This is a genomic window from Azospirillum sp. B506, from assembly GCF_000333595.1.
Taxonomy (GTDB): Bacteria; Pseudomonadota; Alphaproteobacteria; order Azospirillales; family Azospirillaceae; genus Azospirillum.
The window spans coordinates 1-7,235 of the sequence record NZ_BADK01000534.1 but is presented as its reverse complement, the minus strand read 5'-3'; the positions used below and the strand labels follow the sequence as shown (position 1 = coordinate 7,235).

Annotated in this window: 6 protein-coding genes and 1 pseudogene; 1 reads left to right on the top strand and 6 read right to left on the bottom strand. The window is 67.2% G+C overall.

What is annotated here, in order from left to right:
- The 3 genes from hpnE to I71_RS15960 all read right to left on the bottom strand — a co-directional run.
- The coding region (gene hpnE, locus I71_RS15970) for a hydroxysqualene dehydroxylase HpnE (RefSeq protein WP_042695837.1) at positions 1–1,256 on the bottom strand (1,256 nt) is incomplete at its 3' end.
- Positions 1,256–2,119, bottom strand: coding sequence for a presqualene diphosphate synthase HpnD (gene hpnD, locus I71_RS15965; RefSeq protein WP_244433868.1), 864 nt, complete (start codon positions 2,117–2,119; stop codon positions 1,256–1,258). The genes hpnE and hpnD, both read right to left, overlap by 1 nt.
- 150 nt (positions 2,120–2,269) lie before the next feature.
- Positions 2,270–3,142 carry a squalene/phytoene synthase family protein gene (locus tag I71_RS15960; protein ID WP_042695835.1) on the bottom strand — a complete coding sequence of 291 codons (873 nt, stop codon included), beginning with the start codon at positions 3,140–3,142 and terminating at the stop codon, positions 2,270–2,272.
- A gap of 123 nt (positions 3,143–3,265) precedes the next feature.
- Between I71_RS15960 and I71_RS15955 the strand changes: the two genes are divergently transcribed.
- Entirely contained in the window at positions 3,266–4,120 is an 855-nt protein-coding gene (locus tag I71_RS15955; RefSeq protein ID WP_042695834.1) for a phytoene/squalene synthase family protein, read from the top strand.
- A 22-nt stretch (positions 4,121–4,142) separates the two neighbouring features.
- On the opposite strand, the gene trmFO is transcribed toward I71_RS15955, so the two are convergent.
- The 3 genes and pseudogenes from trmFO to I71_RS15940 form a co-directional block, all read right to left on the bottom strand.
- Positions 4,143–5,486, bottom strand: coding sequence for a methylenetetrahydrofolate--tRNA-(uracil(54)-C(5))-methyltransferase (FADH(2)-oxidizing) TrmFO (gene trmFO / locus I71_RS15950; protein WP_042695833.1), 1,344 nt, complete (start codon positions 5,484–5,486; stop codon positions 4,143–4,145).
- Between the two features lie 204 nt (positions 5,487–5,690).
- Positions 5,691–5,888, bottom strand: coding sequence for a hypothetical protein (locus tag I71_RS15945; RefSeq protein WP_042695832.1), 198 nt, complete (start codon positions 5,886–5,888; stop codon positions 5,691–5,693).
- A 62-nt stretch (positions 5,889–5,950) separates the two neighbouring features.
- A pseudogene (locus I71_RS15940) lies at positions 5,951–7,235 on the bottom strand (excinuclease ABC subunit A); the annotation flags it as partial.

Below are 7,235 nucleotides of genomic sequence, written 5' to 3'. Positions count from 1 at the left end.
ATCGACAAAGTGGCCTCCGCCGCCCGGTTTCCCGAGCGGATGGCGGCTTCCAATGTGGCGGGAAGTCCCGTTTCCGTCCAGTCGCCGGCCAGTATCAGGTTGCTCCATCGGGTACAGGGACCGGGACGGCGTGCAACCGATTCGGGGGACTGATTGGGGGTAGCCCGCCGTTCCTTCACCACGCGCACGGGCGGAATCCGGCCTCCGAGTCGCGCTGCCGGAGTCAGGTGGGGACCGATCTCAGCCCATATCCGGCCGGCGATCTCCTCGGCGGACAGATGGGCCAGTGCATCGGCGTCGCTGACGGTAACCGACAGCAGATCGTCGCGGGCGAACAGCCATTCCGCCGTACCGCCGACCAGCCCGAGGAACGGCAGTCCTCCTGGCAGCCGTGCCGCTACGTCCAGCCGGAAATGCAGATTCACGATGGCCGGTCCCGGCGGCGGCACCGTCAGTCCGGGGAGCAGCCGCTCCGCGACCCAGGCGGGCGCGGCAAGGATCACGCTATCCGCTGCGCCGAGTGACACGGCGCTGCCGCCAGCGGAAAAGCCGGCCACGCGCCCATCGGCAAAGTTCAGTCCATCGATTCGCGCGCCGAGATGTAGCTCCGCACCCGCTGTCCGCAGCCATGCGAGTGCGGGATCGACGAAGGCCGCGGACAGGCCGCGCGGCGCCAGAATCGGCCGGCAGGCCGCCTCGCCGCGCAACAGCGTCTCGCGCAGCACGGCACCGAACAGGCGGGCCGAGACACGCTCCACCGGTCCATTGAGAGCGGACACAGCCAAAGGGCGCCACAGCCGCTCGAACAGAACCCCATCGCGCGACAGACGGTCGGCGACGGAATGATGCCGGCCGGCGGTCAGGCAGCGCAGGGCGGCAAGATAGTCGATCGCACGGCTGCCCGGCACCCGGCGGGCAGGGTCGAACAACCACAGTCCCCCAGGACACAGGGTCCAGACGGCGCCGTCGCGCAGGTCGAGGAAGGGGAAGGCTGCCGACCGCATCTCCTCCAGCGCATCCAAGCCGCCGGTCCGCCTCGCATAGTCGAGCAGGGCGCGGTTGCCGCTGAGCACCATATGGTTGCCGTTGTCGATTGACCGGCCGAGCGTGGCATCGTGGAAGCTTCGGCAGCGTCCCCCCGCCTGTGGTGCCTGATCGTAGACCACCACCCGTCGCCCGGTTTCCGCCAGACGGACCGCCGCCGCGAGACCGGCAAGGCCGGCACCGACGATATGGACGATGCCCGGCTCGCTCATCAGCCGGCCGGCGGAATGCCGAGCATGCAGCGCGTCGCCACCCAGGCGCCTTCACGCCGCCCGACCCGCACGCGGGCCTTGAGATCGTTCCAGCCAGCGGCGCGCAGGCGTTTCAGCAGCCGATGGTACAGCACCATCATGGCGGTGGCGGCCCACAGGGAGCCGCGCGCCTGCCCGGCAATGGCGGCCCGTGCCTCGGCGAAGCGGGCTTCGGCCACTGCTGCGAGCGCTTCGCAGGCGCGGGGCAGGTTGGGATGGGCCAGAACCTCGTCCGGTCGGTCGCTATCGATACCGGCAGCCAGCAGCAGCTCGCGCGGCAGATACAGACGGTCCAACTCCGCGTCCTCGGCCAGATCGCGCAGGATGTTGGTCAGTTGCAGGGCCTCGCCCAGTGCCAGGGCGAAGCGTTCGGTGGCGGGATCGGCGCGGTCGAAGACGCGGATCGCCAGCATCCCCACCGCGCCGGCGACACGCCGGCAATAGAGCCGCAGGGTGTCGAGATCGGGTGCCCGCATGCCACTGGAGCCCGGTTCCTCCCCGGCCACATCCATCGCCATGCCGTCGATCAGGGCCTCCAGCTCCGCACGCGGAAGACCATAGCGGTCGATGGCGCCTTTCAACGCGGCGGTCAGCGGCCCGTTGGGCGCGCCGCCGAGATAAAGATCGCGGATGTCGCGCCGCCACACGTCCAGGGCAGCCCGCTTGGCGGCAGGCTCGCCGGGTTCGTCGGCGATGTCGTCGATACGGCGGCAAAAGGCGTAGATGGCGAACATCGCCGTCCGCTTGGACGCTGGCAGCAGGCGCATCGGCCAGTAGAAGCTACTGCCCGACCTGGCGGTTACGGCGGTCGCCGTTTCGCCCATCCTGTTGTCTGGCGCCTTCCTGTCCGGCGACGGCATGGATACAGGTTCCAGCGGGGCTCTCTCCAGCGGCGGAGAAGTCATCTGCAGCATCCTGGGCATTGCACGTCGCGACGTGCGTGGCGGGCACGTCGCGACGTGTGGCCCCGGAGTTTATGCGGCGGAGAAGCTCCGCGCCAGTCCCCGCGCCACGGCCGCCAGCTTGTGGTGCGCCCCGAGCGTAACCCGCATCTTCATCGGATCGCGGGCCTTCAGCCGTCGCGACAGCGATTCGGCAAGGCAGAGGATCACCGCCGCCTCCATCCGCAGGCCGCGGTGCCGGATCAGGCCGGGCAGGGTGGCGGCGCGCTCCAACAACCGGTCGGTATGGTCCAGTGCCTGATCGAAGATGGCGCGCAGGCGAGCGTCGCTCTCGCCCTCCACCAGACGTTCGACGCTGATCCCGGCCTCGTCGAACCAGCCCAGCGGGATGTAGCAACGGCCGAGTTGTGTCCAGTCCTCCCGCGCATCCTGCAGATGATTCAGCACCTGCAGGGCGGAGCACAGCGCATCCGACGCCGGTCCGGCGGCCACCCCCTCGCCATGCAGGTCAAGCAGGTAGCGGCCGACAGGGTTGGCGGAAAAGCGGCAATAGAGCAGCAGGTCGCTCCAGCTGTGGCAGCGGGCACCGACCGAGTCCCGCCGGAAGGCGCGCAGGATTTGCCGAGCATGGCGGTCGCTGACGCCGGTCGTCTGCAGGCTTTCTCGCAGGTCGGTGGCGGGCTTCAGATAGGCATGCTTGGCCTGGCCGGAGGTCAGCGCCCGTTCCAGCGCCTCCAGATAGGCCAGCTTGGTCTCCGGTTCGAGATCGGGGTCGTCGGCTATGTCGTCGGCCAGACGAACGAAGCGGTAGAAGGCGATCACATGCGGACGCAGGTGCTTCGGTATCAGGCGGGACGCGACGGGGAAATTCTCTCCCGATTCGTCCTTGCGTGCGACCGGACCGGTCTTGCGGGGTTTCGTCGGGGCGATGTTGAAATCCGTCATGGGATCCCTGCCTGCTGCGCGTCGGGGCTGGCGATGCGACCGTGTGTGCTTCATATAGGCGTGGCAACAGGCTTTGGCCCGTCCTTCCGTCACTCCTCCCCTCTTTTTCCAACCGGGCATCCCATGGTGAAGGCTGCGACCGACCTGTCCTATTGCGGACGGGAGGTTAGGAAATATGACAACGACCACTTTCTGGCAGGTCTGTTCACTCCACCCGACAGGCGGGAGGCAGCCTTCGCGCTTTATGCCTTCAACCTTGAGATCGCAAAGACGCGAGAGGTGGTCAGCGAACCGATCCTGGGCCAGATGCGGCTACAATTCTGGCGCGACGGCATAGAAGCCGTCTATGAGGATGGACCCGTACCGCGCCACGAGGTGATGGAACCGCTTGCCCAGGCCGCACGCGGGCTTGGGCTGAGCCGCACCCTGTTCGACCGGCTGATCGACGCACGGGAAGCGGACCTGGACGACACTCCGCCGGCCGACCTGACCTGTCTCGTGAATTACGCCGAGGTTACCGGGGCGCCGCTGGTCCAGCTGGCCCTGGAAGGTCTGGGAGCACGGGATGCGGCGGCTATGGCGGCTGGGCGCCATGTCGGCATCGCCTATGCCCTGTCCGGCATCCTGCGCGCGGTGCCCTTCCTGGCCCGCCAGCACCGGCAGCGCCTGCCGGACGATCTGATGCAGCGGCATGGCGCCAAGAGCGAGGATCTGTTCGCCGGCCGCTCGACGCCGGAACTGCGGCCGGTGGTGGCGGAGATCGCCGACGTGGCGCGTCGGCATCTGGCCGAGGCGCGCGCTCTGCGCCGTCAGGTGCCAAAGGCGGCGATCCCGGCGCTGCTGCCGGCGACGCTGGCCGATCTCCATCTTGGTGTGATCGCGCGGGAGGGCAATGACGTCTTCGCCCCACGGGTGATGCTGGCCAACCCGTTCCGCCAGCTTCGGCTGGGCTGGGCCGCGATGCGCGGGCGCTATTGACGCCCGCGCATTGGTCCGACGATTACCCGTTCAACCAGCCGTCCAGATCGGCCAGCGCACGGCGGGTGTAGGCCAGCTTGCGGTCACGGCCGCGGATCTTGTCGTCCACCGGCGGGAACAGGCCGAAGTTGACGTTCATCGGCTGGTAGGTCTCGGCCTCGGCCCCGCCTGTGATGTGGCCGAGGATTGCGCCCAGCGCGGTCGTCACCGGAGGCGTGCTGATCTCCTGGCCCAGCCGCTCCGCCGCGGCGAAGCGGCCGGCGAGCAGGCCGACGGCGGCACTTTCCACATAGCCCTCGCATCCGGTGACCTGACCGGCGAAGCGCAGGCGGGGCAACGATTTCAGCCGCAGGGCGCCGTCCAGAATGCGCGGGCTGTTCAGGAAGGTGTTGCGGTGCATCCCGCCCAGCCGGGCGAACTCGGCATTCTCCAGGCCGGGAATCATACGGAAGATGCGGGCCTGTTCGGCATGGCGCAGCTTGGTCTGGAAGCCGACGAGGTTGTAGAGCGTGCCCAGAGCGTTGTCCTGGCGCAGTTGGACCACCGCGTAGGGGCGGCGTTCCGGCTTGTGCGGGTTGGTCAGGCCGACCGGCTTCATCGGGCCATAGCGCAGGGTGTCGACGCCGCGCTCCGCCATCACCTCGATCGGCAGGCAGCCTTCGAAATAGGGGGTGCTCTTCTCCCACTCCTTGAAGTCGATCTTTTCACCCTCGATCAGCGCGGCGATGAAGGCGCGGTACTCGTCCTTCTCGAAGGCACAGTTGATGTAGTCCTTGCCGGTACCGCCGGGGCCGGGCTTGTCGTAGCGCGACTGGAACCACGCCTTCGACAGGTCGATGCTCTCCAGATAGACGATGGGGGCGATGGCGTCGAAGAAGGCGAGCGATTCCTCGCCGGTCTGACTGCGCACTGCCTCGGCGAGGGCAGGGGAGGTGAGGGGACCGGTGGCGACGATGACGCTGTCCCATTCCTCCGGCGGCAGGCCGGCGACCTCCTCGCGCTGGATGGCGATCAGCGGGTGGGACGACACTGCCTCGGTCACCGCATCGGCAAAGCCGTCGCGGTCCATGGCAAGCGCGCCGCCGGCCGGCACCTTGTGCGCGTCGGCGCAGCGCAGGATCAGCGAGCCGCAGCGCCGCATCTCCTCATGGAGCAAACCAACCGCATTGTATTCGGCATCGTCAGACCGGAAGGAATTGGAACAGACCAGCTCCGCCAGCTTTTCGGTGCTGTGGGCCTCGGTCTTGCGGACCGGCCGCATCTCGTGCAGCACGACGGGCACGCCACGGGAGGCGAGCTGCCAGGCGGCTTCCGAGCCGGCGAGACCGCCGCCGATGACATGGACGGGGCGAAGAGTGTCGGTCATGGAGCTGAGGTTCCAAACAAAAGACTGCGGACGATTCGCGCGCAATCTAGGCTGTCCGCTCCGAAAACGACAGTCCCCAAACGGCATCGATCAAACACAGATCAGCCGGCCTCCGCAAGAAGGCCGGCTGCAAGTGATCAGGGATCAGTCAGAACATCGATCCAGGCAAATCAGAGAACCTGATGCGTCAACCGAAGCGATGGCTTATTCGCTCTTCGTCGTCGTGCTGCGTTCGATGGTGGTGGAGCCGGTCGGGGCCGGCGTCACGGTCGTCGAACCGTAACTCGGGGTGGTCGTCGTCGTGGTCGTCGTGCTGGTGGTGGATTTGTCGGACCCGCAGGCCGCCAGCAGCAGGGCCGCCCCCAGGGCGGCCCCCGCACCGGTCAGAAGCGTCTTGCTCATGCCCCTCGTCTCCCATGCAATGCGAACTCTGCGTGGAGGAACACGGTACAGCTTGCGTTTGTTCACGCCCTCTTTCGGGTTGCCGATTTCCGCACCGCCGGCTTCGCCTTCAGGTAAGGGGCGAGATAGCGTCCGGTGTAGCTGCGCTCCACCTTCGCGACATCCTCCGGGGTGCCTTCGGCAACGATCTCACCGCCGCCGGTGCCGCCCTCCGGCCCCAGGTCGATGATCCAGTCGGCGGTCTTGATGACCTCCAGGTTATGCTCGATCACCAGCACCGTGTTGCCCTGGTCGACCAGAGCATGCAGCACCTCCATCAGCTTTTCGACGTCGGCGAAATGCAGACCGGTGGTGGGTTCGTCGAGGATGTACAGCGTGCGGCCGGTGGCACGGCGGCTGAGTTCCTTGGACAACTTGACGCGCTGCGCCTCGCCGCCCGACAAGGTCGTCGCCGCTTGGCCGATGTGGATGTAGCCGAGTCCGACACGGTCCAATGTGTCCATCTTGTCGCGGATGCCGGGAACGGCCTTGAAGAACTCCTTGCCCTCCTCGACCGTCATGTCCAGTACGTCGGCAATGGTCTTGTCGCGGTAGGTGACTTCGAGCGTCTCGCGATTGTAGCGCTTGCCGTGGCAGACATCGCAGGTGACGTAGACGTCGGGCAGGAAGTGCATCTCGATCTTGATGACGCCGTCGCCCTGGCAGGCCTCGCAGCGACCGCCCTTGACGTTGAACGAAAAGCGGCCGGGACCGTAGCCGCGCGCCTTCGATTCCGGCAGCCCGGCGAACCAGTCGCGGATCGGCGTAAAGGCGCCGGTGTAGGTGGCGGGATTGGAGCGGGGGGTGCGGCCGATCGGCGACTGGTCGATGTCGATGACCTTGTCCAGATGTTCCAGCCCCAGCACCGCATCGTGTTCGGCCGGATGCTCGCGGGCTCCCATCAGCTTGCGCGCCACCGCCTTGTAGAGCGTCTCAATGATCAGGGTAGACTTGCCGCCACCCGATACGCCGGTCACGCAGGTGAAGGTGCCAAGCGGGATTTTTGTCGAGACATTGCGCAGGTTGTTGGCGCGCGCGCCCTGCACCTCCAGGAACTGTCCGGGATGGCCGGGGCGGCGGGTTTCGGGCACCGGAACGAAGCGGGTGCCGTTCAGATATTGCGCGGTGATGCTGTTGGGGTTCTTCTGAACCTCTTCCGGCGTGCCCTGGGCGATGACGGTGCCGCCGTGCTGGCCGGCACCGGGTCCCATGTCGACGAGATAATCCGCACTACGGATCGCGTCCTCGTCATGCTCGACGACCACCACCGTGTTGCCGATGTCGCGCAGGCGCTTCAGGGTTTCCAGC